Below are 26,977 nucleotides of genomic sequence, written 5' to 3'. Positions count from 1 at the left end.
GGAAACCCGTTTCGGGCCTGTTTTAAGAAAAACAGGCCCGAAACGGGTTTTACTTTTATGAGCGTTGAGTAAACATCTAGCCTCATGGTGCAAGCATCTTCTGGTGATTTGCAAGTATCCACTAATGCCAGCACACATTTTTACAAATTGCGTTACTTCTCAGCATTAAATCTTTTGTCATCCTGAAAGGACCTTGTGGGCGAATGGCAGAAGCGGGCAAGCCATGCCATTACCGCTCGCTACCAAGATCCTTTCAGGATGACAAAGAGTGAGAAAGAGAAGAAAGAGGGAGAAAGTAGAAAAGCAGAATCTAAAATGAGTGCTGACACTAGCGGACGCCAGCGCCATGAAATAAATCTACGCCTGTAGATTTCCTGCCGCCTTTCCCCATCGAACCTAAACTACCCTACCGCTGTTTCTCCTCTTTGAACCGTGCGTTGCGTTTTTGCCTTGTTTTCTGAAAAACGGGCTTAAAACGGGGTTTCTCCTTGAAAGACGCAGAACACTGGACTCAGCACTCTTTATAGTATCTTTGCCAAAAATTGAATTTCTTGACCACTTCGCCCAACATCCTGCTCATTACGCCGCCGCTCACGCAGCTCAATACGCCTTACCCGGCCACGGCCTATATCAAAGGCTTTTTGCGTGGCCGAGGGTATGATGTGACACAGGCAGATTTTGGGTTGGAACTGGTGCTGCGGCTATTCTCCCGGAAAGGGTTGAACCAAGTATTCCAAGCTATTCTGGACGGCAGCTATGAACTGTCAGACAACAGTCAGCGTATGCTGCGGCTACGCAAGTCCTATCTGGATACTATTGAGCCGGTCATCAAATTTCTGCAGGGCCGCGACAGCACGTTGGCCCACCCTATTGCCATGGGCTCCTTCCTGCCCGAGGCCAGCCGGTTTTTGCAACTGGCAGACTTGGAAGAGGCCTTTGGGACCATGGGTATCACGGACCGGGCCCAGTACCTGGCCACGCTCTACCTGGAAGACCTGGGCGACCTCATCAAGGAAACCGTCTGCCCGCACTTCGGCTTTAGCCGCTACGCCGATAAACTGGCCATGAGCGCCACCTCTTTTGACCCGCTGGAGAATGAGCTGCTGACGGCACCTAATCTAGTAGACCAACTGCTGCTGGATCTCCTGGACGAGCGCTTGCAAGAGGTGCAGCCTGATGTGGTGGGATTTTCCGTGCCGTTCCCCGGTAACCTCTATGGCGCCTTACGCCTGGCCCAGCTTATCAAGCAAAAGTACCCGCACATAAAAACGCTCATGGGCGGCGGTTACCCCAACACTGAACTTAGGACCCTGCGCGAGCCGCGGGTTTTCAAATACATAGATTACATTACCCTAGATGACGGCGAAGGCCCGTGGCTGAAGCTGCTGGAACATTTCCAGGGACAGCGCTCTGTAGAGCAACTGCAGCGCACGTTCCTCCTGCAGGACGGTGAGGTACAATTCATCAACGGGGCCCAGGATGCTGATATTCCGCACACCGAGGTAGGCACTCCTGATTACAGCGATCTGAAGATACATGAGTACCTGAGCGTGGTGGAGGTGCTCAACCCCATGCACCGCCTCTGGAGTGACGGACGCTGGAACAAACTCACCATCGCGCACGGCTGCTACTGGAAACGCTGCTCTTTCTGTGACATCACCCTGGATTATATCTCCAGATACGAGACCGCGCCGGCTACTTTATTGGTAGACCGCATTGAGCAGATCATTGCGCAAACCGGGCAGACCGGCTTCCACTTTGTGGATGAGGCCGCCCCGCCGCTGGCCCTACGGGATCTGGCTATTGAATTGCTGCGCCGGGGTGTGAAGATTACCTGGTGGGGAAACATTAGGTTTGAGAAAACCTTTAGCGCAGATTTGTGCCGGTTGCTGGCTGCCAGTGGCTGCATTGCCGTATCTGGCGGGTTGGAAGTAGCTTCTGACCGGTTGCTGGCCAAAATGGAGAAAGGCGTGAGCATTGCCCAGGTGGCCCGCGTAACCCGCGACTTTACCACCGCCGGCATCATGGTGCACGCCTACCTCATGTACGGCTTCCCTACCCAGACGGCCCAGGAAACCATTGACTCACTGGAGGTGGTACGCCAGCTGTTTGCCCAGAACGTAATCCAGAGCGGCTACTGGCACCGCTTCTCTATGACGGCGCATAGCCCCGTAGGCAAGAATCCTGAAAAATACGGTGTGGTGAAAGTAGGTCCTGAGCCCGGTTTGTTTGCGGAGAATGACCTCTGGCATGATGACCCGCAAGGAACTGACCATGAGCTTTTCGGGGCGGGGCTGGCCAAGGCACTGTATAATTTCATGCACGGCATTGGGCTGGAAGAGCCGCTTTCCTTCTGGTTTGATTTTAAGGTGCCCCGCGTGTCGCTGCCTAAAAATATGATTACCCAGGCCGTGGAAGCCCTGGGCAAGCCGGATTCTGAAAAGCAGAACCTGCGCGTACTGTGGCTAGGGAATGCACCCGAGCTAGAGATAGAGATGAAAACCAAGAAAGGCCGCACCTTCCACAACGCCGTGCTCACCTTCACTGAGAAAACCGAGGAATATATCATCAAAACCTCGCCGGAAGTAGGGCAATGGCTGCACGACTGGCTCACACGCCTGGCAGAAAACTACGGTACCAAGTACCTGCTCAGAGACATGGCCGCTGACTATCCTGAAGGGCAGATGTTCACGTTCCAGGAGTTCCTGATCACCGATACGTGGCTGGACTTGCGGGAACGGGGTTTGCTGGTGGTATAAGAAAAGAGTCTTGAGTCCAGAGTCTTGAGTTCTGAGTTAGCAGGATTTCTCTAATTCTATGGTTCTCATTTCCAACTCAGGACTCTGGACTCAAGACTCAGAACTCTCTTACCATATACAAATCCCGTTGCACATCCTGGCCCAGCACAAAGGTCAGTTCCCCAGCTTCTTTGAACCCATATTTCTGGTAGAACCGGATGGCGCGCTCGTTACTTTCCCAGACGGTGAGCCAGACTACGTCGTGTCCGTTTTCTTTTGCTTTCTCTAAACTCAACTGCATTAGTTTATCCCCTAGCCCACGGCCGGTCCAGGCCTGCAGTAAATAGAGGCGGCTAATCTGGAAAGGACGCTGGCCAGGTATTTCAGCAGGAGCCGGGGCGGTGTTCCATTTCACGTAGGCCACGGCTTCGCCTTCTACCTCTACCAATAGAAACTGCGTCTCAGCCTCGGCCAGCTCGGCGGCCTGAAGTTCGGGGGCGTACATGGTGGGGTGAAAGGCTTCCATGTCCTCGGGGGTATTGTAGGCGGCAAAGGTCTCGTCAAAGGTGCGCCAGCCCAGGTCGGCGAGCAGGTGGGCATCTGCCGGGGTGGCAAGCCGGAAAGTGAAAATGGAAGCGGAAGGCAGGGCCATGGAGAAAGCACAAGTGGTACGGGGCAAAGATACGGCCTTCACTGCTTTGCTACCCGCTGTCCCCCATCGGATTTTGCGTTTTGAGCCTGTTTTTGGAAAAACAGGCTCAAAACAAGATTTTTGCCGGCAGACACCGTCGTAGTGGCTTATTTAGATGGTTTCTTAGCAGCCCCCTGCGTATACTACATCTTCATTTAGCCTCATTTTTTTATATATGCCCCAAGACCAAGACCTTGAACCTCAACAGCCTTCGGCAGCGGGCGGACAGCGCATGTCAGAGGCCCGGCGGTCCTTCTTAAAGCAAAGCAGCGTGCTTACGGCCTTCGCCCTGACCCCGGGCATTGCCGTGAAAGCCGCCGACCTGAAGCTGGAGGAAAAACTAGCCGATGCCTTTGAGAAGGTGAACGTGACCCTGCAGATCAACGGCAAGAAACAGAAGCTGTCCATAGAACCCCGCACCACCCTGCTGGATTTGCTGCGCGAGCAACTGCACCTTACCGGCACCAAGAAAGGCTGCGACTACGGCCAGTGCGGCGCTTGCACCGTGCACATAGACGGGCAGCGGGTAAACTCCTGCCTCACGCTGGCCGTGATGCAGGACGGCAAGGAGATTACCACCATTGAAGGCCTGGCCAACGGCGAAAAACTGCACCCCATGCAGGAGGCCTTTATCAAACATGACGGGTTCCAGTGCGGCTACTGCACCCCGGGCCAAATCATGAGCGCGGTGGCCTGCATCAAGGAAGGCCACGCCGGTTCAGACGAGGAAATCCGTGAGTACATGAGCGGCAACATCTGCCGGTGCGGGGCTTACCCTAATATTGTGAGCGCCATCAAGGAAGTTAAAAACGGAGGGCAGAAGGTATGATTCCGTTCCAATACGTAAAGCCCGGCAAGCCGAAGGCCGCCATTGACACCGTGGCCAAAGACCAGACTGCCATGTTCATTGCCGGAGGCACCAACCTGCTGGACCTCATGAAACGCGGCGTCCTAAACCCCGAGAAACTGGTGGACATCAACAAGCTTCCGCTGCGCAAAATAGAGAAGGAGAACGGGATGCTGCGCATTGGCGCCCTGGCCCTGAACAGTACCGTGGCCGAAGACAAATTGGTAAAAGAAAAACATCCGCTACTGGCCCAGGCCTTGAACGCGGGGGCCTCGGCGCAGCTCCGGAACATGGCTACCGTAGGCGGAAACCTGCTGCAACGCACCCGCTGCCCCTACTTCTATGATTTGGCCACACCCTGCAATAAACGCGAGCCCGGCTCGGGCTGCAGCGCCCTGGAGGGCTACAACCGCATGCACGCCATCTTCGGGCACAGTGCCAGCTGCATTGCCGTGAACCCCTCTGACATGAACATTGCGCTGGTGGTCTTGGATGCCACAGTGCTGGTCTCCGGGCCCAAAGGCGACCGCAAAATCCCGTTCGCGGAGTTCCACCGTCTGCCCGGCGATACCCCGCATATAGACACCAACCTGCAGAAAGGCGAGCTGATTACGGCCGTGGACATTCCGGAGAACCCCTACCAGAAGCACGTGCATTACCTGAAGGTGCGCGACCGCAACTCCTACGCCTTCGCGCTGGTCTCGGTGGCTGCGGCCCTGGACCTGGACGGCGGTACTATTAAATCCGCTAGGCTAGCGATGGGCGGGGTGGCGCACAAGCCCTGGCGTTTAGTAGAGGCCGAGCAGTTTCTGGCGGGCAAACCGGCTACCGAAGCTACTTTTCGGCAAGCCGCCGAGCTGGCCATGCGCGGCGCGAAGGCCTTTGAGCACAACCAATTCAAACTCAAACTGGGGCCTAACACCCTGGTGCAGGCCCTTAAAAATGCGGCGGCCGCCGTTTAACCCCACTACCTATATGAAAGATTATTTCTTCCAAGATAACGTGGGCAAGCCCATGGACCGGGTAGATGGCCGCCTGAAAGTAACCGGGGCCGCCAAATACTCTGCCGAATATGCCTTGCCCAACATGGCGCACGCCGTGCTGGTGGGCAGCACCATCGCCAAAGGCCGCATTAAAAGCATTGACACCAAACGCGCCGAGAATGCGCCGGGCGTGCTGGCCGTGCTGCATTACCAGAACGCACCCAAAGTACCCGGCTACGTGCAGGCCGCGCACCCTTCTGAGCCCAAGCCGGTAGGCCAGCCGCACCGCGTGTTTTTCAATGACGAGGTAGACTTCAACGACCAACCCATTGCCGTAGTGGTAGCAGATACCCTGGAGCGGGCCCGCTACGCGGCCAAACTGGTGAAAGCCCAGTACACCGTAGAGCAACACGCCACGGATTTTAATAAAAACATCGGCAAAGCTGTACTGCCCACGGCGGCCCAGCGCAACCCCAAGCACCCGTTAGGCGACTACACCCGGGGCAAGGAAGACGCCTATAAAACCGAGGCGCTCAAAGTAGAAAGCGAGTACGTGATTCCCACGGAGGTGCATCACCCCATGGAACTGCAGGCCATCATCGCGCACTGGGAAGCCGACAACCAACTCACCGTCTATGACAAGACGCAAGCGGTAGTGGGTACCCAAAATGCATTTGCCAAAGACTGGGGCATCCCGGTGGAGAACGTGAAGGTGATTGCCACGTTTGTGGGCGGCGCCTTCGGGAACGGGTTGCACACCTGGCCCCACGAGACCGCCGCCATCATGGCCGCCAGGAAAGTGAACCGCCCCGTCAAACTGATGCTCACCCGCGAGCAGATGTTCACCATGGTGGGTTACCGGCCGCACGCCTGGCAGAAAGTGGGCATGAGCGCCACCAAAGACGGCAAAATCACCGCCATCACGCACGAAGCCATCGGGCAGACCTCTTCCTATGAGGAATTCACCGAGAGCACCTTACAGCAGACGCGCATGATGTACACCAGCCCCAACGTCACCACGCGCTACCGCATCCTGCCCCTCGATATTTCTACCCCCATCTGGATGCGCGGTCCTGGTGAGGCAACCGGGGCCTTCGCGCTGGAATCGGCGATTGATGAGATGGCCCACGCCATTGGTATGGATCCGCTGGAGTTCCGCCTCAAAAACCACACCGACAAGGACCCCGAGAAAAATCTGCCTTGGTCCACCAAATACCTCACGGAGGCCATGCAGATGGGTGCCGAGCGAATTGGCTGGAACAAACGGCAATTAAAACCAGGCTCTTTGAAAAACGGCGAATGGCTGGTAGGCTACGGCATGGGCGTGGGTACGTTTGGCGCCAACCGCGGCCGGGCCAAGGTGAAGGCCACGCTATACGCAGACGGCAACCTGGTGCTGCAAAGCGCCACCACCGATATCGGTCCGGGAACGGGCACGGCCATGGTGCAGATTGCCGCCCAGAATCTGGGCATTGCGCCGGAGAAGATTGTGTTTGAGTTGGGTAGTTCCCTGTATCCGCCATCGCCCAGCCAGGGCGGCTCGGCGACGGTGGCTAGTGTGGGCTCGGCGGTGCACGCGGCCTGCATGGCCCTTAAGCAGAAACTGGCGGGCATGGCCTCTGGCAATAAGGACACGGTCTTCAAAGGGGCTACGCTGGAGAGCCTCGCGTTCAAAGACGGCTATGTTTCCCTTAAAAGCGCTCCTGCTTCCCGGTTGAGCTACGCAGATATTCTAAAGCAGCAGAACCTACCGGAACTGGAGGTAACCGAAGAATCCAAGCCCGACCCTGACGCGCGCCAGAAGTATTCCATGTACTCGTTCTCGGTGCACTTTGCCGAGGTGCAGGTGCACCCCCTGACCGGGCAGATACGGGTGACCAAGCTGGTTTCCTGCGCCGATGCCGGCACCGTCATCAACCCCAAGACTGCCGGCAACCAGATGATTGGCGGCGCAGTGGGCGGCATCGGCATGGCCCTAACGGAAGGCACCGTCATGGACCACCGCTTCGGGCGTTACGTGACCAAAGACTTTGCGGATTACCACTTGCCCGTACACACTGATGCGCCTCCCATAGAAGCACTCTTTGTGAACAAGCCCGATCTGATCAATAACCCCAACGGCACCAAAGGCATCGGGGAGATTGCCACCATCGGCGTAGCCCCGGCCATTGCCAACGCCATCTTCAACGCCACCGGCAAACGCATACGAGAACTGCCCATTACGCCAGATAAGCTGATTTAAGTACTCTTAGAAAACAGAAAAGTGGCTCTACTTCTTTATAGAGCCGCTTTTCTGTTTTAAGGGTGTTTTGGCCAAAACAGGCCTAAAACAGATTGCTAAATAGGGTTAGTAACGATAGCCCGGGAAGTACTTGATATCAAACTCCAGGTAGTCTTCATCATGGCCATTGCCGGCGGCGGTGTCATGGTCATCCACTATGTTCTTCACTTCCATCACGCCATAGATTACCCAGGAATTCATGAGCGGGTACTTCACTCTAAAAGCATAGACATCCCCTACTTGCGCATTCACCACTGTGGTTATTTCAGGTCCGTACTGTTTCATGGCCAGAGCAATCTGGTTGGGCTGGTACCAGTTCTTGCCCACGGCAGGCACCTTTACATAGGAGACCCGACTGACGCCCATTTCCGGTCCAGACGTAAACGAGGCTTCAAATCTGTTATCGGTCCAGGACCTGGGCGGCATTTTGTTGGTCAGGAAGGCATAGGGGCTCAGGAACCGTTCGTCTACCAAAGACTGGGCCGGATGGTTGGCAATGCCCACATCAAAGATCACCAGTGAATTGCTTTTAGGGCCCCAGTAGTTATAGAGCCTTGCCCCGGTGTATACCAAAGGGTCCGCCAAGGTAAATTTGATTTCAAGGGGTTTCCCGGTGGTGGGGTCGTTGTAAATGGTGCCGTCTTCGTGGACTGGCTCTACTGATAACACCACTTCTTGGCCCGGCTGCACCCGTTGCACATAATTATCTACCACATATTCTAACTCATATTCATTGGCCGTCTCTCCGTTGGCGGTGGAAGTGGCTTTGGTCTGCACTACTAGCGGGAATTCGCGGCCCCGGATGTTGTCATAGACCTTGAAATCCTTTATGCCCCTGTTGGAAGTGAACCTGAAAAAGTACCGGATGGTGTCTCCGGAGTAGACCTTCATCTCCGCGGTGCGGCCTAACGGGATATAGCCTGCATTGGAGAACTTGGAATACACCACCACCGAGGAGAGCTCAGAATGTGGGGCCGGGGTTGGCTCCTCGTCGTCTGAGCAGGAGACCATTAAGAACGGGGCTAGCAGGAGCCACAAAAGGTGGAGAAGGGTACGCATGGGTTTAGGTGGTATACGTGGAACTGGCGTTTCACCGTTTTTCTTCCTGTGGCCTAAAACCTTCAACTGCGCGTACTGGTGAACCTTTTCTCTGTCAACAAAGACCACGCCAAGTCTTTTCTCCCCTACGGGTCTTTCGTGCTTTTTCTAAAAAAGAAATTCCCGTTTTGGGCCCGTTTTTTGGAAAACGGGCCCAAAACGGGAATTTGCTTAAATAAGAAATATTAGTCCCGTTTGGCCTTGAGCAGCTTACGCAGCTCAGCTAGTTCATCACGGTATTTGGCGGCCTGCAGGAAGTCCAGTTCTTTGGCGGCGGCCTCCATCTGCTTCTCGGTTTTCTTGATGACTTTCTCCAGTTCATCGCGCTTCATGTACTGCACCACCGGATCTGCGGCAATGGACATGAGGCTTTCATCTGGGCCGGCGTAGGCCTTGGCCTCGCGCTTGTTGGAGTCTGCCACCGAGGTTTGCTCCATGATGGCCTCTTTGGACTTGTACACCGTTTTAGGCGTGATGCCGTGTTCCAGGTTGTATTCCATTTGGGTGGCCCGGCGCCGGTTGGTCTCGTCAATGGCGCGTTGCATAGAACCCGTGATCCTGTCAGCGTACATAAGCACTTTTCCGTTCTCGTTACGCGCGGCCCGGCCGATGGTCTGGATCAGAGAGCGCTGGTCACGCAGGAAACCTTCTTTGTCGGTGTCCAGAATAGCCACCAAACTTACCTCGGGTAAGTCCAGCCCTTCGCGCAGCAGGTTCACCCCAATCAAGACGTCAATCTCACCCAAGCGCAGCTCCCGGAGAATCTCCACACGGTCCAGGGTCTTCACCTCAGAGTGGATGTATTTCACCTTGATGTTGAGGCGCTCCATGTACTTGGTCAGTTCCTCGGCCATGCGCTTGGTAAGGGTAGTCACCAGCACACGGTCGCCGCGCTTGATGCGGTTGTCCACCTCATCCAGCAGGTCGTCAATCTGGTTCTGGCTGGGCCTAATCTCAATCTCCGGATCCAAGAGGCCCGTTGGGCGGATGATCTGCTCCACCACCACGCCTTCAGATTTCTGGATCTCGTAGTCGCCGGGCGTGGCGCTCACGAAAATGACCTGGTGCATGACGCTCTCAAACTCATTGAAGGTAAGCGGGCGGTTGTCCATGGCGGCGGGAAGCCGGAAGCCGTATTCCACCAGCGCGGTCTTGCGCGAGCGGTCACCGCCCCACATAGCCCGCACCTGAGGCAGCGTGGCGTGGCTCTCGTCAATCACCATCAGGAAATCATCCGGGAAATAGTCCAGCAGGCAGAATGGCCTGGCGCCGGGGGCACGGCGGTCAAAGTAGCGGGAGTAGTTCTCAATACCGGAGCAATAGCCCAGCTCCCGGATCATCTCCAGGTCAAACTCGGTACGCTCCTTGATGCGTTTGGCCTCGTTGTCACGGCCTTCCTTGAGGAAGTAGTCGTGCTGGGCCACCATGTCAAACTGAATCTCATTGATGGCCTGGTTCAAAGTATCCTTGCCCGTCACGAAGAGGTTGGCCGGGAACAGCGACACGCTTTCCTCGTCGGCCAGCTTGCGGCCACTCTCTGGGTCAATGCGCTGAATGGACTCAATCTCATCGCCCCAGAAATAGATGCGGTAAGCAAAATCAGCGTACGCCGGATAGATGTCCACGGTATCGCCCTTCACCCGGAACGTTCCACGTGTGAACTCCACCTCGGTACGGCTGTAGAGAATGGACACGAACTGGTACAACAGGTTGTTGCGGCTCACTTTCATGCCCGGGGCCAGCGGGATCACGTTCTTCCCGAACTCCTCGGGGTTACCGATACCGTAGATACAGGACACGGAGGCGACCACAATCACATCGCGGCGGCCCGAGAGCAACGCCGAGGTGGCGTGGAGCCGGAGCTTCTCAATCTCTTCGTTGATGGCCAGGTCTTTTTCAATGAACACGTCAGAGGAGGCGATGTAGGCCTCCGGCTGGTAGTAGTCATAGTAGGAGATGAAGTACTCCACCGCGTTGTTGGGGAAGAACTGCTTGAACTCGCCGTAGAGCTGGGCGGCCAAGGTCTTGTTGTGACAGAGCACCAGCGTGGGCTTCTGTACCTCCTGGATGAGGTTAGCCACGGTAAAGGTTTTACCGGTACCGGTGGCCCCAAGCAACACCTGCGCTTGCTCGCCGCTGCGTACGCCCTGGGTGAGTTGTTTTATGGCCCGGGGCTGGTCTCCGGTGGGTTGGAATTCTGAGGTTAGTTGAAATTTCATGTGGTGCGAAATACAATCAAAGATAACGTATTATAACACCAGTAAAAGCAATAGAGTTTAGCATTGCGCTAAATTAGGTAGCGTTTTAGGGCTGTTTTACCAAAAACAGGCTCAGAACGCCCAAGCCATTTACGGCAGGACCACCGTTTTAGGCTTTTGTCTCTTCTGGGCCAGAGACTTCTTCATTTCCTCTTTGAGGGAAGAAAGCATATGGGCCTCTTTCTCATTTACCACATCTTTGATTTCTTCTTTCAGCCAGAGGGAAGTTCCGCCTATGTACAAGGGCACCGAGAAAATCAAAGCCCAGGTACGGGCAACTTTGTGGAAAGAGTAAGTGGTATTCATACTGGTAAGCTGATAAGAACTATATTATTAACTCCTGCTGCCTATAGGAGACCAAGAATGTTGGTTAGACCCCTACCGCAGCACAAAGGTTGCATGCCAAAATCATTTCCCCAGACGCCATCTGCCGCCAACACTTACGCCTACCTGAAAGGCATCGGGCTGCTTTTGCCCTTCTTTCAGCAATGGCGTAAGGGAGTAGTTGAGCTCTGGCGCCACCAAAAGGCTCATATTCTTTGACAGTTCATACCCCACCCCCACCGCGGTAGAAGTGGCCAACTGCCAGGCTTTATACGGTGAATTCTGGTCATTGAAACTAAACCGCAAAGCCTCTACCTGCCTGCTTTCTGGGGTGATGCTGTTCTGCAATAATAGGTTTACGTGTACGCCGCCGGCCAGATAGCCAAAAAACCTGTTAAAAGCGTGTTTATATGCCACCCGCAACGGTAGCCCCACTTGCTGGTATTTGTATTTGGTGGTGTACTGACCCGTGCGGCTCACCGACATGCCCCCCGCAGCCCCGTCTGTGTGCAGCGCGTTTGCCACCAGCGGCACATTTTTAGTACTGCCGGTTAAGGACGCCCCTTGAAACCCCTGGAATTCTGCATAGCCAGAAACAAGAAACGAAGAGGTGGTAGTAGCCTCACTCTGGGTATACAGCATGCCACTTTCCAGCTGCCATTTCTCATTAATCTGATAAGTAGCCCCCACCAATGTACTGTAAGAATAAGCCGGGCTGTAACTATTATTGTACTCTTCTACCGCCTCCTGGTAGTCATTGGCCATTTGGGGTTGAGAGAAAGACGCCAAAGGAGCACTGTTGGCTTGCCCTATTTTTACGGGAGAATACGCATACTGTGGGCTATAGGCCACGGCCAGGCTCCATCTCTGGCCGGCTTGGGTATTTCCCATTTCGTCCTTTTCTGCCGGCGCCGCTACGGCCACCGCTACCTCTTCCACCTGCTTCTGCCTTAAAATAGTATTTGCCTGGGCATACTGCACTGAATCTACCAAACCACCCACAGGCAGGGAAACAGGTCCTTTTGCGGCCAAAGCGGAAGTAGTCAACCCAAGCATTGAATCTTGCGCCAAGGGAAAGGAAGTGGCCAGGGAAGGGCCAGTGAGGGAGGCATTGCTGTTTCCTGTTTCCGGTTCCCGTTCCATTCTTGCTGGTGTGGTATGCCGTTGGTTCAAACTATTATTCCCCATAGCCTTAAGTTGCTCTCCCGGGGTTGGTCTGTAACTGCCGGCGGCGGCTAAAGGCTGATCCTTGGAATTCCTTTTTTGGGCCTGTTTTTCTGAAAACGGCTCTGAAACAGCGGCCAGCTTTTCATCAGGTTTTTCCGGGCTTGGGTTTGCGCGTTTGGCTTTCTCTTGGGTAGAGGGACCATGCAGGCTTGAAACTGAGGCCAGGCCGTTCTGGGGTTGTTGTGTTTGGTTGCTGCTCCTCCAGAAGAATACGGCAAACGAGATAAACAGCAGCACCGCGGCGGCGGCAATGGACCGGTACCATTTCGCCTGCTTGCGGTAATGGTGCAACTCCTGGTTCTCCAGGAGGGTGTCCAGGTTCTCCCAGATGCGCGGGGGCGGGGTAGCCTCCGCGTCTGCCAATCCGTTCCGGAATACCTCTTCCACGGACTGACCTTGCTTCTGCTCAGCCGGTGATTTTTTCATGGTACTGCTCTTTTAACCGTAGCAGGGCCAGCCGTAAACTGGCGCGGGCCCGGGAATATTGTGATTTGGAAGTACTTTCCGTTATTTCCAGCATCTCCCCTATTTCCTTATGGGAGAATCCTTCTATGGCATACAGGTTGAAGACCGCCTGGTAGCGCGGCGGAAGCTCCCGTACCAATTGCAACAACTCCTCATAGGCGAATTGGCCGTCCAGGGAATCATGCTCTGAAACGACATCCCACTCCCCTTCCTGGTCTGTGACCATGAGGTGCCGGTTGCTGCGCTGGTGTTTAAGGGAGGTGTTGATGACAATGCGCTTGATCCAGAATTCCAAAGGGCACTCGCCTTTAAAGTTCTTCAGGTACAGAAACACCTTTACAAATGCGTCCTGGAGAATGTCTTCGGCCTCAAAATCCGTGCGGGCATACCTCTTGCTTACCGCCAGCATCTTGCCTGCGTACCGTTGGTACAGCTGCTGCTGGGCGTTCCGCTTTCCGGCCACAGCCTCTTGAATGAGGTCTGCCTCAGAGGTATCTCTGGATTTGAAAATCTTCAACGGAGGTTCTGGTAAAGGTGTCTTCCACTGGTAAGAGCCCGGCGGAGCACCAAAGGTTGCACGCCAATTCTGCAGAAGGAATATTTTCCCTCATTTTTTATGGCCTTACCGGAAGATTACTCAAATGTGGGTACCTAAGCCCATGGAATAGGTCTGCCTAGTTTGGGCCTGTTTTGCCAAAAACGGGCTTTAAACGCGCTTAGCTATGCCAGATCTGCCAGGCCACCTCGGCCTGCAGGCAAAGCATTTCATAGCCATTGATGGTTTTGGCACCCATCTGCTGACCACGCTTTAGAAACAGCGTCTCTGCCGGGTTATATACCAGGTCATAGAGATAGTGGTGCCCAGACAATAACTCAAAGGGAATGGCGGGGCACTCATCTACCCTTGGGTAGGTGCCTACCGGCGAGGCATTCACAATGAGAGACACTACTGACATCACGCTGGGCGTAAGCTCCTGGTAGGTGAGCATGCCGGGCCTTTTCTCCCTGGACACTACTTTGTAGCCAATGTTCAGGTAATCCAGGGCGGCCATTACGGCCTTGGCCGCGCCTCCTGTGCCCAGCACCAACGCCTGCGACTGGGAGTAGCAGGGGTAGAAGTTCTGGAGGGACTGCATAAACCCCTGGTAGTCTGAGTTGTGGCCAATGAGTCTGCCGTTCTCAAACTTCACCACGTTTATGGCCCCTATTTTGGCCGCGGTGGGCTCCAACTCATCCAGGTAGGGAATGATGGCCTCTTTGTAAGGAATGGTAACGTTCAACCCTTTTAAAGTAGGGTACTTTTTAAGAAGCGCTGGAAAATCTGCAATTGTGTCCAGCTCAAATAAATGGTACTGGCTATCCTTGATCCCCTCAGAGATGAATTTATCTGTAAAATATTTCTGGGAGAAAGAATGGGTCAGCTTATAGCCAACCAGCCCGTAGTCATTTTCCATAGCTGGATCAAAGAGGAGCCAAGGGCCGCCTATTGCTGTTTAGCGCTGAATCTTTGTTTTACCAATTCAATCACCGGTGGGATTATGGAGACTAGGATAATCCCGAAAATCACCAGTGTGAAGTTTTCCTTTACCGCCGGTATATTACCGAATACAAAGCCCGCCAACACAAAGCCGGCCACCCACAGGAAACCCCCAATAACATTGTAAGAAAGGAACTTCCCGTATTTCATGGTGCCTACCCCTGCCACAAATGGCGCGAAAGTACGGATGATGGGGATAAACCGGGCGAAGATGATGGTTTTACCGCCATGCTTCTCATAAAAAGCCTGGGTCTTGTACAGGTATTCCCTCTTTAAGAACCGGTAATCCCGCTTGAACACCTTTGGCCCAAAGTAGTCCCCGATCAGATAATTGAGGGTATCTCCCAGAAAGGCAGCTATGAACAGCAGAATGATCAGCCACCACACGTTCAGCACACCGGTAGCGGCAAAGGCGCCGGCAGCGAAGAGAAGCGAATCTCCGGGAAGAAATGGCATCACCACTACCCCGGTTTCCACAAAGATGATCAGGAAGAGAATCACATAGGTCCAGGTGCCATACTCTGTGATGATCTGGCTGAGGTGCTGGTCTAGGTGTAAAAACAAATCAATGAACTGCCGGAGTAACTCCATTATCTAAAAGCTATTGGGTTAAACCAGTTTATCTAACATTTCCTTGTCCAGGAAGTGGGTGAACGTATCGCCTCTCAAACCCAACCGGATGGTCTCTAGCGGGATGATCTCATTAGGAGAAATATTGCCCAAGTTCACGTTGGCTCCCAGTAATTTAATAAAGAAAACCTGCTGTGCTTTTTGTGGGGCCTCCCAGATAATTTTCTCAAACGGAATCTTGGTAAGGATCTCCTCAACCAGGCCGCTTCTTACCTCACCGGTAGAACGGAACAGGCCTACGTTTCCTGCCTCTCTGGACTCACCAATCACCTTCCAGGCGCCGGCATCCAGCTCAGCCTGCATCAGGCTAATCCATTTGTAAGGCGGGATTATTTTCTCTGCGTCTTTAGACCCAACCTCAGACAAAACCGTTACCTGCTCAGACAAAGTCCGGATGTATTGGCACTTCAGGTCATGGTCCATTTCAATAGACCCGTCAGACACTTCGGCAAACTCCAGCTTGTATTTATCCAGCAGACGGCGGTAGTCATCAAACTGGCCTCTGACGATAAAGGCTTCAAACAAAGTGCCCCCAAAATAGAAAGGCAGTCCCGCCTCTCTGAAGACCGCCAATTTCTTATCAAGGTTAGGCGTCACAAACGAAGTTGCCCAGCCCAGTTTCACAATATCCACGTACTCTCCGGCTACCTCGGCAAAGTTTTCGGCTTCTCTTAAACTTAGGCCTTTGTCCATGGCCATGGTAAATCCGCTCTCTCTGGGTTTAGAGGTGCGTGCTGGAAGGTGGGAAAGTTCGTAATTCATGAATAGGGGTTTATTTGCGATACTGGTCAATGAGCCGGGCCAGAGCCCGCTGCGATTCCAGCTCTGGGAAGAACTCAAAAAGAAGCTTATGCTTATCGAAGTCCAAAATTAAAGCATTTTCCAGATAATTGTATGCCTGCTTATACTTTCCTGCCGCTAAACTATAGGCGCATAGCCGGTACTGCAGTTCAGCCTCGTCTGGCTGAAGCTCCAAGGCGTTAACCAATAGGTCAATAGCTCCCTCATAATTGCCCTGTTCATAAAGAATGATAGACCAATTCAACCAGATGTCTTTGTTTTCAGGAGACAGGTTGCTGGCTTGCTCATAGGCCTCTACGCTAGAAATAATGTTGCCCAGCTGGTACTCTGCAGCTGCCAAAGCCAACCAGTAGTCCGCATTGTCTGCGTAAAAGGAAATTGCCTTGCGATAATAGTGTACGGCTTCCAGCCATTTCCCCTGTAAATCAAGAATGACCCCAATACCAAACCAGGCCTCATCCATCTCAGGGGAAAGGTCAATGGCCTTTAGGTAATACTTATGCGCCAGATCCCACTGTGACAGTTTTTCATAGCACTCGCCAATGTTACAAAGAATATCTGCGTTAGGCTCTGTTTGCTCCAAGGCCCCTTGAAAAGCTTCTATGGCTTTAGTAAACTCTCCTAAAAAGACATAGTTATTGGCCAGGTTCACAAAGGCTGGGGCCAAATCTGGCTGAATTAACGTGGCGTACTCATAAGAAGCCACCGCCTTTTCATAGAGACCCAATCTACTTTGCGCCAGCCCCAGGTTAAACCATGCTACGGCCGAATATGGGTCTGCATCCACAAATTCCTGGAAGAAAGAGGTCACGCTCTCCCCCTCGCCGGTGATCTCCAGGCAATACAGTAATTCCTGCAGGGCCAGCTCATTTTCCATATTCAAGCGCAAGCTGCGCTTATAATACTTCATGGCAGCCTTGAATTTCCCCCAACTCTGGTAAGAGAGCCCAATGTTGAAGTAGATGTCATCTTTCACGTCTGCCTGCTCAGCTGCCTGCTTAAAGAAATCAATAGCCATGGCAAAGTCTCCTTTCTGATTGAAGATGATGCCTTTGGTTACCGGAATGTCTTCATTGGTGGGATCCATCTGGGAAACCTCTTCCACTAACACCAATGCCTCATCAAAGGCGCCTAGCATTGCCAGGACCTGGGCTTTGTCTATTAGAAGTTCAGTGGAGAAAGGATATTGGGCAATGCCGGCGTCACACGCCTTAAGGGCCTGGCTGTAATTAAAGCTATTGGCGTAATAGTCTATGATGCTCTCATAGTCTGAGAGGTCAAAGAACTGGGTATTATTCGTTTCCTGCATGGTTTCAAACCTATGGATCAGGTCTAAATCCTCACTGGAGAACTCTTCAAAATTATCGTCCATCTACAAGTAAATCTCAACAAGGGTAAAAGTACCCTTCACTCTTAACCAACAAAAGAATCTTATAAAGATTCACTATGCAAAAGCTGCCCGCAACTCCACTGCAGGGTTTCTTCCAACGGTCGAAACACCATGCCTGTTGCCGCTTTCACTTTATCATTTGCAAAGAAATGTTCTTCCTTTGCAATACGGGCTGTCTCTTTGGTGATTAGCGGCCTGCTATTCACCAAGCTGCCTCTTACTGCCTCAGCGCGCCATACAATTTCAGCTAACCAGCCCGGCACCTTGAACCGGGGAGGCGTTTTCCCTATCAACCTGGCTACTTCCTGAAAAAAAGCATGGTAAGTAGTCTGGTGTGCATTTACTATGAAGCGCTGGCCCCAATGTTCTCCTTCCATTAGCCTGAACATGGCTTCCACGACATCACGTACATCTACAAAGTTTACATACCCCACCGTGTAGAACGGCCGTTGGTCTGCCACATATTTGAACAGTTGGGTACTGCTTCTGGCCATATCACCTGGCCCCAAAATAACGGAAGGGTTCACAATAACGGCTTGCAAACCTTCTGATATTCCCCGCCACACTTCCATCTCACCATAAAACTTTGAAAAGGCGTAGGCAGACCTTTCGGCCATAGGATCCCATTGCACGTCTTCCCGAATTACTTTCTCACTTGCCTTTCTATTAATGGCCGCAATAGAGCTAACATGGCATAGCCGTACGTGCTTGTTTTGCAGGCAGGCATTCACCACGTTAGCGGTTCCCTCTACATTTATTTGCTGAAGCAGGCTTTCATCCTGGGGGGAATATGACACAAAACCGGCACAGTGGTATACCTCTGTCACCTCTTGCACCAATGACTGCAATAGGAATGGATCTAATATATCTCCCTCCAGCCAAGTGAGCTTTGGATGTTGCAGTTTTGAAGGTGTCTGCCTACGAAGCGCCACTACTTCCAGGCCCTCCTCTAACAGCCGCTGCACTAGAAAATGCCCCAGAAGCCCACTCCCTCCGGTTACTAATACCTTTTTCAATAGATAAAATTTAGAGGGTCGCGTTTAGGAGCGGCAATCTGAGGGCTTCCTGGAACAAAGGCTCTGCCACTGTGCGCTGGAGCACCTGAAGGTGCTTCATAGAATGCGTGTCTGTACCCAAAAATTCAACCGCTTTCTTCTGAATCAATTGTTTGGCCACCTCTTTTGCAGGTTTGGAATAATAGCCCGCTATGGAATTGATATTAATCTGGAACAGTATTCCGGTTTCCCTTAGCTCCAGAAGCCGTTCCAGCCTTCCGTAAAAATAAGTATACCGCTCTGGGTGGGCCAGCACCGGTGTATACCCGGCAGTTTGTATGGCAAATATAATCTGCCGCAAATGGGCCGGCTCATTCATGTAAGAGGTTTCTACCAGCAGAAACTTCCTATCTCCGCCAAATGAGAGCAGTTCCTCCCCTTTCTCTATTTTCTCCAGAAACCACTCATCTAAGTAATATTCTGCAGCACAAGAAAGCTCCATCTCTATGCCCTTAGCAGAAACTGCCGCTTGTAGTTCTTCCAACTTTGCCCTAATAGCAGCAGGGGTGTTTTTGTAAAAGTCCCCCATGATATGGGGAGTCATACAAAGCTTACGGAATCCTAAGGAATGCAGAGCCTCCAAAAGGAGCATGGAATCCTCCAGTGTGGCGGCCCCGTCATCTAAACCAGGTAGTAAATGAGAGTGCATATCCGCCACGAGGTCCAGGTAAGAGGCACTCTTCGTGTCCTTGTCTTTCCAAAGCCCTTTAAGTACACTCCACATAAGGCCTTATTTAAAGATCGACTTTAATTTTGTCCCAAACGTTGGTTTCACCTCTTCATCATAATAACCCTGCCCGTAGCCGTAGCCGTAGCCGTACCCATAGCCATAACCGTACCCATAGCCGTTCATGCTGCTGGCATCATTTAAGATAACCGCCATATTACTTAGGTGATTGGTTCTTACCAGCTTATCAATGCCTTTCAAAAAGGTCTTTTTCGAATAACCAGCCCTAACAATATATAAAGGAATATCTGCTTTCCGCATGATCAGTACCCCATCAGTCACCAACCCTACAGGTGGGCTATCCACTAAGATCATATCATAGGTTTGGTGCAGTCCATTCAATACTTCCTCAAACCTTCCAGACATGATCAGCTCAGAAGGGTTAGGAGGCGTTGGTCCCGCAGAAATAAAGTCTAAGTCTGCAATAGCGGTGGGCTGCACACACTCTTCAATGGAATGTTTGTCAATCAAGATAGTACTCATGCCTTTGCTGTTGTCCCCATCTAAGGCAATATGTACTTTTGGTTTCCGCATATCCAGGTCTAGGATAACCACTTTCATGCCAGACATGGCTATAATACCGCCTAAGTTAACGGCAACAAAAGTCTTTCCTTCCCCGCTTATGGTGGAAGTGACAGAGATAATCCGTTTCTTCTTGGAGGCACTCATGAACTCCAAATTAGTCCTGATCGACCTGATGGATTCACTTAAAGCCGACTTCGGATTCTGGTTTACTACCAGTTTGGAGAAGGGCATCTTCTGCTTGTCATAAGAGGGCACCACCCCTAGAACCGGGACAGATATATTTCGCTCTAGCTCCCGAATAGTGGTTACGGTATCATGCATTAAATAGCGGGTGGCAATTAACCCTATGCCCAGGAACAACCCGCCGGCAATACCAATAGCATACACCAAAAGTCTGTTTGGCGAAATAGGACTGGACTCTGCCGGCAAACTTGCCGGTGACAGCACCTGGAAATCTGGAGTAGTCCCAGCCATGGCAATGCCGTACTCCACTCTCTTATTTAAGATTTGGGTAAAGAAACCTTCGTATAAGCCGAAGATACGCTCTAACCTTGCCCGTTCTGTTTCTTGTCCAGGGGCCTGTAATATTTTACCCGTGAGTAAAGATTGGTTTCTATTGATGTTTTCAAGCTTGGCTTGGGCCAAGCTTTTGCTTCCATTAATCACCCCATTCAATTTATTCTGGGCAAAATCAATGCGTTCTTCAAGTGATTTATCAGCAAGGGTATTCCCTCTACTTGTCATCTGCCGCGTCCGTTGGCTGGCTTGTAGATCACTAAGCTCCATTAATTGCTCAGCTAATTGCGGGTCTTGGCTCTCTTGCCCCTGAAGACTTGAAGCTACCAGACTTAAATCTTCATTTTTCCTTACCTTAGCTTGAATGGTATTCAAGAGAGATAATTGGAAGCTTAATTCCATTTTCTCCTTCTCTAACTCCTGCACTTGGGTTAAAGCTTCCTGAAGGCTGCCCTTTATATCATAAGACTTATTCTGCCTTACAAACCGCTCAATTTCATTTTCAGCTTTTCTAAGACTATCTTCTGTCTCTTTTAGCTGATCATTTAAAAACGAAAGTGTCTGTCTGCTGGCCTGGTTGCTTCGTTCCAGTTTCTGTTGCAAATACACGGCATCAATATTCTCAACAATATCACGTGCCTTATATCTGTTAAAATCCTTAAAGGAAATCTGGATGGTCTTGGACTCGGGGTTAAGGATGGCCGTAGTCAGGTTTTCATCAATATAGGCCTTTAACCTTTGATTGCTGTGGATGATAAAATAATAGGTTTCCCCAATATGCGTATTGGAAAAATTGGGGGAGTTGGAAACAGACACTTTACTTCCAGAAAGGCTAACCTGAGCGCCCACCGTATGCGTGGCTGGCGATCCCTCCTCACCCACATAGATGTTAAATTGGCTAGGGGAGCTGAATTCCACAAAGATCTTCTGATCATACAGATCAAAATTGGTGGAATCATACGTAACCACGAACGGGCTCTCTTTGTAAAGTTCAGCATCTAACACGCGGGCCTTTACAAAGTAGCTCACCTTCAAAGGCATTCTTTCCTTTAGGCGTTCATAGACAATATTAGATTTGATAAGGTCAACCTCGCCCTGTAGTTTCCCAATCCCTGACTCTACCTTTAAGCCGGCTGCCTGGTCCATGCCTAGTACGCCCGCCTCAGACTGTTCATCTAGCTTGATGGTGGAAGAGGACTCGTAAACTTTTTTGGTATATCTTAAATACAAATAGGAGCCTGTGGCCCCTAAGAGCACAAGAAGTATTATCCAGGGAATGCTTCGCCGAACAACATGCAGAAGGGTAACAAAATCAATACTTGTTCCACCGTCATCCTCTTCCTCTTCACCACCTCCCAAACGATGATCCAGTTCATCCAGATCATTGACTGTCTTTACACTCATGTACTTTTTGTATTCTAATTAACTAAATTCTTAATAACGAAGTAAGAGGTAAGCACATTGGTAACTGCCCCTAAAACAGTTAAAACATCCCGCAATGATTCATTGAAAACCCTTCTTACCGGCTCTACATACACTACATCATTAGGTTGTACCCTAAGGCTAGCTTTCTGCAAACCGGCAATGGTGGTTAAATCTATAACTTGCACGATAGGCTTCGGGGAGGCAATATCTCTTATCAGGCGAATATTCTGTGCTTTGGCGTTATCAGGCATTCCACCTGCCAAAGCCAGTACTTCCACCACATTAATGTTTTCATGGGCCAAAGGCACCACTTTCCCTCCTGTGGCCCCCAAAACAATCACTCTTCTGCTCACAACCTCAGAGTAAACATACGTATCTCTATAATAAGTTTCGAACTTGCTTTGGAATGCACTATCTGCCTGAGCAAGCGTAAAACCCTGCACAGGCACAAAACCAATCATTGGAACCTTAACTTCGCCGTTTGGCAATACGGTATACTCCTGCGGTTCCTGCTGCTGTGGCCCTCCCTGCTGTTGTACCCCACCATTCCTTCCGCTACCACTTTGGGACAATTCCAATCTCAAAAAGTTATTGGGGTCCACTAAGATTTCACCTTTATTAGTATAGATCCTGATCCGTAATACATCATTCGCCTGGATCTTATAATTTCTTCCGGCTTCTGCTATAGAACCACGCAATAGGTCGGCATTTACATCACCCTCCGTCCTGAACATGATGTTCTGCCTATATACATTACAGGAACTCAGCCAAAACAACAAAACATAGGGAAGGTACTTTTTCAGGAAAGTTGGGCTGTTAAAGGGCATATAAGGTCAATAGTCTGTAGATATACAGTGAAATTTACTAACCGCTGAACAGTTAGAGCCAATCACAAAGTAAGCTAAAAGTAATGGGTACGCCAAATGGCTGAATCCTGTTAAGACATCGCCCCGTATTTTAGACACCTATCCTTTATGATAAAATTTTCAAATGAAAGCCAATAACCGCACCAACCTAACTTACGTTAGGTTGGTGCGGTTATTTTTCTTAACTTTAAAACTTCATTGATCTCAAATCAAACTCCTATATGCAGCTTAGCTACAATGAAAACCAGCAGATGATTGCTGACATGATCCGTGATTTTGGCGCAAAAGCCATTAAACCTGACATGATGAAATGGGATGAGTCTCAGGAATTCCCTGTCCACGTTTTCAAACAGCTGGGAGAATTAGGCTTAATGGGGGTATTAGTGCCGCAAGAATATGGCGGTTCAGGCTTTGGGTATTTAGAGTATGTGACTGCTATTGCAGAATTGTCTAAGATTGATGGCTCAATTGGCCTATCTATGGCAGCCCATAACTCTTTGTGCACAGGACACATCCTGCAATTTGGCAGTGAAGAGCAAAAAAAGAAATGGCTCCCAAAACTGGCCACTGCCGAATGGATTGGTGCCTGGGGACTGACAGAGCCCAACACCGGGTCAGATGCAGGTAACATGCGCACCGTGGCCGTGAGAGATGGAGATGACTGGGTCCTGAATGGAGCCAAGAATTTCATCACCCACGGTAAATCCAGCAATATATCGGTGGTAATTGCCAGAACAGGTGAAGTAGGGGATTCTAGAGGCATGACGGCATTTGTCATAGAAAAACCAACGGCAGGTTTCACGGCGGGGCGAAAAGAGGATAAACTAGGTATGCGGGCTTCAGAAACCACAGAACTGATCTTTGAAGACTGCCGCGTGCCTCATGCTAACGTGCTGGGGGAAGTAGGCGAAGGCTTTATACAGTCTATGAAAGTACTGGACGGCGGCCGCATCTCCATTGCAGCCCTTAGCTTAGGGATAGCACAAGGAGCCTATGAAGCAGCGCTTGCTTATTCAAAAGAACGCCATCAATTCAACAAGCCCATCTCTGAGTTCCAGGGAATTGCCTTTAAACTGGCAGATATGGCTACTGAGATTGAGGCCGCGGCACTTTTAACGTATAGAGCTGCTGCCATGAAAAACCGGGGCGAGAACGTCAACAAAGAGTCTGCCATGGCGAAGCTCTATGCCTCTGAGGTATGCGTTAGGGCTGCCAATGAAGGAGTGCAGATTTTTGGCGGCTATGGCTATACCAAAGACTATCCGGCAGAGAAATATTACCGTGATTCTAAGCTCTGCACCATAGGGGAGGGAACCTCAGAGATACAGAAATTAGTTATTTCAAGGGCAGTATTAAAATAATTGGGCAACAGGGCTTGACTGTCAGTGGATTTGTGAATATCTTTGCAATCCTTAAAAACAATTGACTTTAAAATCAATCTATTATATGATCATCATTAACGTAAAGGATAACGAGTCAGTAGACAAAGCCTTAAAGCGATTCAAAAAGAAATTTGAAAGAACCGGTGTCTTGAAGCAATTGCGCGCCAGAACGTTCTTCCAGAAACCTTCTATCACCAAGAGGAAGCAAAAGGAGAGAGCCGTGTACAAGCAACAATTGTTCGCGACTGATAACTACTAGGCTTTACTGATACAACCTACGTGGTAATTCCATAAATTAGGGCAACGGTCTTACTCAGGTCGGCTTCCTTAATTTATGGAATTATTTTTTAAATACCTTCAGTACGAAAAGCGGTTCAGCCCGCACACCATCATCTCTTACCAAACGGACCTTCAGCAGTTCAAAGAATATCTGATGGAGGTGTATGAGGTAGAGGACCTGAAATTGGCGAACCATGCCATTATCCGATCCTGGGTGGTGGCACTAGTTCAAAAAGATCTGGACAGCCGTACCATTCACCGCAAAATCGCTTCCCTCCGCTCTTATTTCAAATTTTTAATCCGCCGGGGCGAGGTAGAGTTTAATCCTACGGTGCGCATTAAAGCCCCAAAGTTAGCAAAGAAGCTTCCCTCCTTTATTCCTGAAGATGCCTTTACCCAAGTGCTGGACCAAGGCGTTTTCTCAGATGATTTCAAAGGTCACCGGGAAAAATTAATCCTGGAACTGCTATACGGTACAGGTATGCGCTTGGCCGAACTCACCAACCTAAAACTGGCAGACATCAACCTTTCATCCAGCACCTTAAAGGTCTTGGGGAAAGGCAACAAAGAGCGTATTTTACCTTTGAACCCTTCCTTGGCAACCACCTTGGCTGCCTATCTCCAGAAGCGACTAGCCACGTTCCCAGATAACAATTCTTCATTCCTCTTCGTTACGGATAAAGAGGCTCCCCTCTACCCAAAGTACGTATACCGCGTGGTAAAGAAGTATATGAGCACAGTGTCAACCGCCCAAAAGAATAGTCCGCACGTGTTCCGGCATTCCTTTGCTACCCACTTACTAAACCGAGGGGCTGATCTGGGAGCCATCAAAGACCTGTTAGGCCACGCTAGCCTGGCCGCTACCCAAGTCTATACCCATAATTCTATTGAGAAACTCAAAGCTGTCTTTGAGAAAGCTCATCCCAAAGCGTAATTCGTATCACCTAAAGAAGTAACCTATGAAACTGCAAATCCAAGCTGTACATTTCACCGCAGACCAGAGCCTGTTAGATTTCCTGCAAAGAAAGATAGACAAGTTAGACACCTTTTTTGACCGGATCATCAGCGGCGAGGTCATCCTGCGGTTGCAGAAACCAGAAGCGCATGACAATAAATTAGTGGAGATTAAGCTATTCGTGCCAGGTGCCACCCTATTCTGTAAAGAGGAAGCCAACTCATTTGAGACGGCCACAGACAAGGCGGTAGAAGACATGAAAAAACAATTGATCAAGCACAAAGAAAAATTGGCCACCTATTAATCCCCCAATCACTTCACCATATAAAAAAAGGGCCTCTTTTGAGGCCCTTTTTTTATATGGTGAAGTAAAAGATTAAAGCTTGAAGGAAGCCTTGATCTTGTCTACGTAATCTAATTTTTCCCAGGTGAAGGTCTCAAACTCGCGTTCCTCTACCTTACCGTCTACTTTGTATTGTACTTTTTTCACGCCTGCCTCGCGGCCCATATGCCCGTAAGCTGCCGTTTCAGAGAAGATAGGGTTCTGCAGCCCAAAGCGCTTCACAATATCATAGGGCCGCATTTCAAACAGTTCGTTTACTTTATCAGCAATCTCGCCGTCTGTCATGGTTTCCCCGTTAGCACCAGTTACTTTAGTGGTTCCGTAAGTGGTAACGTATAGGCCTACTGGCTCAGCTACGCCAATAGCGTAAGCCACCTGCACCAGTACTTGGTCAGCTACTCCGGCCGCCACCAGGTTTTTGGCAATGTGCCGCGCAGCATAGGCTGCTGAACGGTCCACTTTAGAAGAGTCTTTTCCAGAGAAAGCCCCTCCCCCATGGGCGCCTTTACCACCGTAAGTGTCCACAATGATCTTACGGCCCGTTAACCCAGTGTCACCGTGAGGCCCGCCAATCACGAACTTACCGGTGGGGTTTATATGGTAGGTGATATCATTGGCAAACAGATCTGCGGTGCGTTGGGGCAGTTTGCTTTTCACACGCGGAAGCAGAATGTTCAATACATCCTCCTTGATCTTGGCTACCATCTTCGCTTCGGCCTGCCGTGAGGCAGCGCTGTCATTGGCATCTGAGCTTTCAAACTCATCATGCTGGGTAGAGATTACAATGGTGTCAATTTTCTCAGGAACATGCGTATCTGAGTATCTGATGGTCACCTGTGACTTGGCATCAGGACGGAGGTAGGTCATTTCTTTTCCTTCCTTCCGGATAGACGCCAGTTCTTTAAGAAGGAGGTGTGAGATCTCCAAAGCCAACGGCATATAGCTATCCGTCTCGTTGGTGGCATAACCGAACATCATGCCTTGGTCACCAGCTCCCTGGTCTTCTGGCTTGTCCCGTTCTACTCCCTGGTTAATGTCACCTGACTGCTCATGAATGGCAGAGATAATGCCGCAGGCTTCGGCATCAAACTTATATTCAGACTTAGTATAGCCAATTCGGGCAATTACTTCACGGGCCACCTTCTGCACATCTACATAGGCTTGCGTTTTCACCTCACCGCTTAAAACCACCAACCCGGTGGTAACCAAGGTTTCACACGCCACTTTGGACTGGGGGTCCTGCTTAAGGAACTCGTCTAGGAGGGCATCAGAGATTTGGTCGGCTACTTTATCCGGGTGCCCCTCGGATACCGACTCAGACGTAAAAAGATAAGGCATTATCTAAAAGTTAGGTACAGTGTTATTGGCGGTCTTGGCCGCAAGGGACAAAATTAACGTAATTGACCGAGATGCAAAAGTTTACTTGCAAAACACGCCCAAGGCGGTCAGGAAGTTACCAGCCTAAAAAAAATTTGATAGACCAGGTTGTCTGGCTGTTTTGAGCCTGTTTTTAGGAAAACGGCCTTAAAACGGCTGAAGGGCCCCCGTTCTTATACTTAACAGGGGCTCAGAAACTTTTTGGCACTTGGGCCGTTTCACAAAAAAATTTAATCCCTATTCAGACACTTACCCTT

At 50.8% G+C, this 26,977-nt stretch carries 23 protein-coding genes; 8 read left to right on the top strand and 15 right to left on the bottom strand.

Annotated features, from left to right (window positions below):
* Positions 1 to 551 precede the first annotated feature (551 nt).
* Positions 552 to 2,759, top strand: coding sequence for a B12-binding domain-containing radical SAM protein (locus ACYVJQ_RS02835; protein WP_460891560.1), 2,208 nt, complete (start codon positions 552 to 554; stop codon positions 2,757 to 2,759).
* A 97-nt stretch (positions 2,760 to 2,856) separates the two neighbouring features.
* Here the strand turns inward: ACYVJQ_RS02835 and ACYVJQ_RS02830 are convergent, their stop codons facing one another.
* On the bottom strand, positions 2,857 to 3,432 hold the full coding sequence (locus ACYVJQ_RS02830) for a GNAT family N-acetyltransferase (RefSeq protein WP_460891559.1): 576 nt from the start codon (positions 3,430 to 3,432) through the stop codon (positions 2,857 to 2,859).
* A 172-nt stretch (positions 3,433 to 3,604) separates the two neighbouring features.
* On the opposite strand from ACYVJQ_RS02830, the gene ACYVJQ_RS02825 reads away from it, so the two are divergent.
* Genes ACYVJQ_RS02825 through ACYVJQ_RS02815 form a run of 3 tightly spaced genes read left to right on the top strand, consistent with a single transcriptional unit; the run spans position 3,605 to position 7,501 of the window.
* Positions 3,605 to 4,258: a (2Fe-2S)-binding protein gene (locus tag ACYVJQ_RS02825; protein WP_460891558.1), complete on the top strand. Its 654-nt coding sequence runs from the start codon at positions 3,605 to 3,607 to the stop codon at positions 4,256 to 4,258.
* Positions 4,255 to 5,238 carry an FAD binding domain-containing protein gene (locus tag ACYVJQ_RS02820; protein ID WP_460891557.1) on the top strand — a complete coding sequence of 328 codons (984 nt, stop codon included), beginning with the start codon at positions 4,255 to 4,257 and terminating at the stop codon, positions 5,236 to 5,238. Before ACYVJQ_RS02825 ends, ACYVJQ_RS02820 begins: the two co-directional genes overlap by 4 nt.
* A gap of 13 nt (positions 5,239 to 5,251) precedes the next feature.
* Positions 5,252 to 7,501, top strand: coding sequence for a xanthine dehydrogenase family protein molybdopterin-binding subunit (locus tag ACYVJQ_RS02815; protein ID WP_460891556.1), 2,250 nt, complete (start codon positions 5,252 to 5,254; stop codon positions 7,499 to 7,501).
* Between the two features lie 105 nt (positions 7,502 to 7,606).
* Here ACYVJQ_RS02815 and ACYVJQ_RS02810 read toward each other — a convergent pair whose 3' ends face one another.
* The 13 genes from ACYVJQ_RS02810 to ACYVJQ_RS02750 form a co-directional block, all read right to left on the bottom strand.
* Positions 7,607 to 8,599 (bottom strand): hypothetical protein, encoded by a 993-nt coding sequence (locus ACYVJQ_RS02810; protein ID WP_460891555.1) that lies wholly within the window; start codon positions 8,597 to 8,599, stop codon positions 7,607 to 7,609.
* 224 nt (positions 8,600 to 8,823) lie between these two features.
* The gene (uvrB, locus tag ACYVJQ_RS02805) at positions 8,824 to 10,857 is read right to left on the bottom strand and encodes an excinuclease ABC subunit UvrB (protein ID WP_460891554.1); all 2,034 of its coding nucleotides are present in this window, start codon (positions 10,855 to 10,857) and stop codon (positions 8,824 to 8,826) included.
* Between the two features lie 129 nt (positions 10,858 to 10,986).
* Positions 10,987 to 11,202 carry a hypothetical protein gene (locus ACYVJQ_RS02800; RefSeq protein ID WP_460891553.1) on the bottom strand — a complete coding sequence of 72 codons (216 nt, stop codon included), beginning with the start codon at positions 11,200 to 11,202 and terminating at the stop codon, positions 10,987 to 10,989.
* 102 nt (positions 11,203 to 11,304) lie between these two features.
* Positions 11,305 to 12,873 carry an outer membrane beta-barrel protein gene (locus ACYVJQ_RS02795; protein WP_460891552.1) on the bottom strand — a complete coding sequence of 523 codons (1,569 nt, stop codon included), beginning with the start codon at positions 12,871 to 12,873 and terminating at the stop codon, positions 11,305 to 11,307.
* Positions 12,854 to 13,429, bottom strand: coding sequence for an RNA polymerase sigma factor (locus ACYVJQ_RS02790; protein ID WP_460891551.1), 576 nt, complete (start codon positions 13,427 to 13,429; stop codon positions 12,854 to 12,856). The genes ACYVJQ_RS02795 and ACYVJQ_RS02790 overlap by 20 nt, the downstream gene beginning before the upstream one ends.
* A 199-nt stretch (positions 13,430 to 13,628) precedes the next feature.
* A complete protein-coding gene (locus ACYVJQ_RS02785; protein WP_460891550.1) occupies positions 13,629 to 14,366 on the bottom strand; it encodes a shikimate dehydrogenase family protein in 738 nt (245 codons plus the stop codon).
* A 29-nt stretch (positions 14,367 to 14,395) separates the two neighbouring features.
* Complete coding sequence (locus ACYVJQ_RS02780) at positions 14,396 to 15,040, bottom strand: DedA family protein (RefSeq protein WP_460891549.1); 645 nt, start codon at positions 15,038 to 15,040, stop codon at positions 14,396 to 14,398.
* Between the two features lie 18 nt (positions 15,041 to 15,058).
* Positions 15,059 to 15,841, bottom strand: a complete 783-nt coding sequence (locus tag ACYVJQ_RS02775) for a phosphosulfolactate synthase (protein WP_460891548.1) — start codon at positions 15,839 to 15,841, stop codon at positions 15,059 to 15,061.
* Positions 15,842 to 15,851: 10 nt separating this feature from the next.
* Positions 15,852 to 17,252, bottom strand: coding sequence for a tetratricopeptide repeat protein (locus tag ACYVJQ_RS02770; RefSeq protein WP_460891547.1), 1,401 nt, complete (start codon positions 17,250 to 17,252; stop codon positions 15,852 to 15,854).
* Between the two features lie 59 nt (positions 17,253 to 17,311).
* Positions 17,312 to 18,286, bottom strand: coding sequence for an NAD-dependent epimerase/dehydratase family protein (locus ACYVJQ_RS02765; protein WP_460891546.1), 975 nt, complete (start codon positions 18,284 to 18,286; stop codon positions 17,312 to 17,314).
* Positions 18,287 to 18,296: 10 nt separating this feature from the next.
* Positions 18,297 to 19,049, bottom strand: a complete 753-nt coding sequence (locus ACYVJQ_RS02760) for a tyrosine-protein phosphatase (protein ID WP_460891545.1) — start codon at positions 19,047 to 19,049, stop codon at positions 18,297 to 18,299.
* A 6-nt stretch (positions 19,050 to 19,055) separates the two neighbouring features.
* Positions 19,056 to 21,497, bottom strand: coding sequence for a GumC family protein (locus tag ACYVJQ_RS02755; RefSeq protein ID WP_460891544.1), 2,442 nt, complete (start codon positions 21,495 to 21,497; stop codon positions 19,056 to 19,058).
* 14 nt (positions 21,498 to 21,511) lie between these two features.
* Positions 21,512 to 22,252, bottom strand: a complete 741-nt coding sequence (locus ACYVJQ_RS02750) for a polysaccharide biosynthesis/export family protein (protein WP_460891543.1) — start codon at positions 22,250 to 22,252, stop codon at positions 21,512 to 21,514.
* A 353-nt stretch (positions 22,253 to 22,605) separates the two neighbouring features.
* On the opposite strand from ACYVJQ_RS02750, the gene ACYVJQ_RS02745 reads away from it, so the two are divergent.
* The 4 genes from ACYVJQ_RS02745 to hpf all read left to right on the top strand — a co-directional run bounded on the left by ACYVJQ_RS02745 (position 22,606) and on the right by hpf (position 25,304).
* Complete coding sequence (locus ACYVJQ_RS02745; RefSeq protein WP_460891542.1) at positions 22,606 to 23,745, top strand: acyl-CoA dehydrogenase; 1,140 nt, start codon at positions 22,606 to 22,608, stop codon at positions 23,743 to 23,745.
* Positions 23,746 to 23,830: 85 nt separating this feature from the next.
* Entirely contained in the window at positions 23,831 to 24,025 is a 195-nt protein-coding gene (gene rpsU, locus ACYVJQ_RS02740) for a 30S ribosomal protein S21 (RefSeq protein WP_460893580.1), read from the top strand.
* 75 nt (positions 24,026 to 24,100) lie between these two features.
* A complete protein-coding gene (locus ACYVJQ_RS02735) occupies positions 24,101 to 24,979 on the top strand; it encodes a tyrosine-type recombinase/integrase (protein WP_460891541.1) in 879 nt (292 codons plus the stop codon).
* 25 nt (positions 24,980 to 25,004) lie between these two features.
* A complete protein-coding gene (gene hpf / locus ACYVJQ_RS02730; RefSeq protein ID WP_460891540.1) occupies positions 25,005 to 25,304 on the top strand; it encodes a ribosome hibernation-promoting factor, HPF/YfiA family in 300 nt (99 codons plus the stop codon).
* A 72-nt stretch (positions 25,305 to 25,376) separates the two neighbouring features.
* Here hpf and metK read toward each other — a convergent pair whose 3' ends face one another.
* A complete protein-coding gene (gene metK, locus ACYVJQ_RS02725; protein ID WP_460891539.1) occupies positions 25,377 to 26,681 on the bottom strand; it encodes a methionine adenosyltransferase in 1,305 nt (434 codons plus the stop codon).
* Positions 26,682 to 26,977: the final 296 nt, after the last annotated feature.

This window comes from Rufibacter soli, assembly GCF_054781795.1.
Note: the sequence above shows the minus strand (reverse complement) of the source record. Positions and strands in the feature narration are given on the sequence as shown.

Bases quoted from the DNA above. Each gene is read 5' to 3' on its own strand.
- ACYVJQ_RS02825 (WP_460891558.1), top strand. From the start codon at position 3,605: ATGCCCCAAGACCAAGACCTTGAACCTCAACAGCCTTCGGCAGCGGGC.
- ACYVJQ_RS02820 (WP_460891557.1), top strand. From the start codon at position 4,255: ATGATTCCGTTCCAATACGTAAAGCCCGGCAAGCCGAAGGCCGCCATT.
- ACYVJQ_RS02815 (WP_460891556.1), top strand. From the start codon at position 5,252: ATGAAAGATTATTTCTTCCAAGATAACGTGGGCAAGCCCATGGACCGG.
- ACYVJQ_RS02810 (WP_460891555.1), bottom strand. From the start codon at position 8,599: ATGCGTACCCTTCTCCACCTTTTGTGGCTCCTGCTAGCCCCGTTCTTA.
- uvrB (WP_460891554.1), bottom strand. From the start codon at position 10,857: ATGAAATTTCAACTAACCTCAGAATTCCAACCCACCGGAGACCAGCCC.
- ACYVJQ_RS02800 (WP_460891553.1), bottom strand. From the start codon at position 11,202: ATGAATACCACTTACTCTTTCCACAAAGTTGCCCGTACCTGGGCTTTG.
- ACYVJQ_RS02795 (WP_460891552.1), bottom strand. From the start codon at position 12,873: ATGAAAAAATCACCGGCTGAGCAGAAGCAAGGTCAGTCCGTGGAAGAG.
- ACYVJQ_RS02785 (WP_460891550.1), bottom strand. From the start codon at position 14,366: ATGGAAAATGACTACGGGCTGGTTGGCTATAAGCTGACCCATTCTTTC.
- ACYVJQ_RS02780 (WP_460891549.1), bottom strand. From the start codon at position 15,040: ATGGAGTTACTCCGGCAGTTCATTGATTTGTTTTTACACCTAGACCAG.
- ACYVJQ_RS02775 (WP_460891548.1), bottom strand. From the start codon at position 15,841: ATGAATTACGAACTTTCCCACCTTCCAGCACGCACCTCTAAACCCAGA.
- ACYVJQ_RS02770 (WP_460891547.1), bottom strand. From the start codon at position 17,252: ATGGACGATAATTTTGAAGAGTTCTCCAGTGAGGATTTAGACCTGATC.
- ACYVJQ_RS02760 (WP_460891545.1), bottom strand. From the start codon at position 19,049: ATGTGGAGTGTACTTAAAGGGCTTTGGAAAGACAAGGACACGAAGAGT.
- ACYVJQ_RS02755 (WP_460891544.1), bottom strand. From the start codon at position 21,497: ATGAGTGTAAAGACAGTCAATGATCTGGATGAACTGGATCATCGTTTG.
- ACYVJQ_RS02750 (WP_460891543.1), bottom strand. From the start codon at position 22,252: ATGTTCAGGACGGAGGGTGATGTAAATGCCGACCTATTGCGTGGTTCT.
- ACYVJQ_RS02745 (WP_460891542.1), top strand. From the start codon at position 22,606: ATGCAGCTTAGCTACAATGAAAACCAGCAGATGATTGCTGACATGATC.
- rpsU (WP_460893580.1), top strand. From the start codon at position 23,831: ATGATCATCATTAACGTAAAGGATAACGAGTCAGTAGACAAAGCCTTA.
- ACYVJQ_RS02735 (WP_460891541.1), top strand. From the start codon at position 24,101: ATGGAATTATTTTTTAAATACCTTCAGTACGAAAAGCGGTTCAGCCCG.
- hpf (WP_460891540.1), top strand. From the start codon at position 25,005: ATGAAACTGCAAATCCAAGCTGTACATTTCACCGCAGACCAGAGCCTG.
- metK (WP_460891539.1), bottom strand. From the start codon at position 26,681: ATGCCTTATCTTTTTACGTCTGAGTCGGTATCCGAGGGGCACCCGGAT.